Annotated in this window: 1 pseudogene; it reads left to right on the top strand. The window is 67.1% G+C overall.

What is annotated here, in order from left to right:
- Positions 1-1,190 (top strand): annotated as a pseudogene (locus DTS01S_RS31020) (VapE domain-containing protein); the annotation flags it as partial.

Below are 1,190 nucleotides of genomic sequence, written 5' to 3' on the forward strand. Positions count from 1 at the left end.
GGGCGGGACTGTGCTCGGTCATGAGTACAAGTGCGCGGACCTGAGCGGAGGCCGGGGCGACAGCTGCAGCGTCAATCTCATCACCGGGCAATGGGCGGACTTCGCTGCATCCGATGAGCAGGGCCGAGACCTCATCAGCCTCTATGCGGCGATCCACAGCCTGAGCAACGCGAAGGCAGCGGTGCAGGTGGCGCGTGAGGAGCGGCTTGAGAGTATCGCGGGGTTGGTCAAGACGGCGGCAGGGGCAGCGGTTGTGCCGGTTGCGAACCCACGGCCGCAGCCCGCGCCCAAGCCCCAGAAAGAGCAGGAGGGATGGAGCACTGTGGTGCCCGTGCCCGCTTATGCGCCCGCTGCAACGTTCCAGCACTACCACCGGCAGGCGGATGACCTGGTGCATGTAGCCGATTACCGGCTCGGCGATGAGCGGCACGGCTATGTCGCGCGGTTCATGACCAGCGATGGCGGCAAGGACACGCTCCCCTATACGTTCTGCCAGTCCGCCCGCGATGGTGCTGGGCAGTGGAAGTGGAAGCAGTGGGATGAGCCTCGGCCGTTGTACCTGCCGGGGCATGCGTTGCCAGGCGGGCGCACGGTGGTGCTGGTGGAGGGCGAGGTCAAGGCCGAGGTGCTGCAGCAGCTGCTCGATCAGACCGCACCGGGCATCTATTGCGTTGCCAGCTGGCCCGGTGGGAGCAAGGCCTGGCAAAAGGCCCTGTGGGTCTGGCTTGCCGGGTGCACGGTGCTGCTGTGGCCGGACTGTGATGCGCAGCGCGAGCGGTTGACGCGGGCTGAGCAGGAGAGCGTCAAGGCTGACAACGCTGCAAAGGAGGCGCTGCAGGCCCGCAAGCCGCTGCTCCCGGAGGACAAGCAGCCAGGCATGAAAGCAATGCTGGGCATCGGCCAGATCCTGCGCGATGAACACGCATGCACGGTGCAACTGCTCCCTATCCCCAAGCCGGGCGAGAAGGTGAGCGGCTGGGACTGCAAGGATGCGATTGTCGAGGACGGATGGACGGCAGATGACGTGCTTGCGTTCTTCGGCCGCGCGCAGCCTTTGCCCGCACCGGCGGCTCAGGCGGATGACGCTCCTGCAGGGGCTGCAGCTGGCGACGACCAGCCGCCCAAACCCCTTGACCCAGTTGGCACGGGCGGCGGTGGGGTGATGCCGCCACTGGACCCGCCAATGGCCG

Origin of the sequence: Delftia tsuruhatensis NBRC 16741, from assembly GCF_001571325.1 — a bacterium.
GTDB classification, from domain to species: domain Bacteria; phylum Pseudomonadota; class Gammaproteobacteria; order Burkholderiales; family Burkholderiaceae_C; genus Comamonas; species Comamonas tsuruhatensis.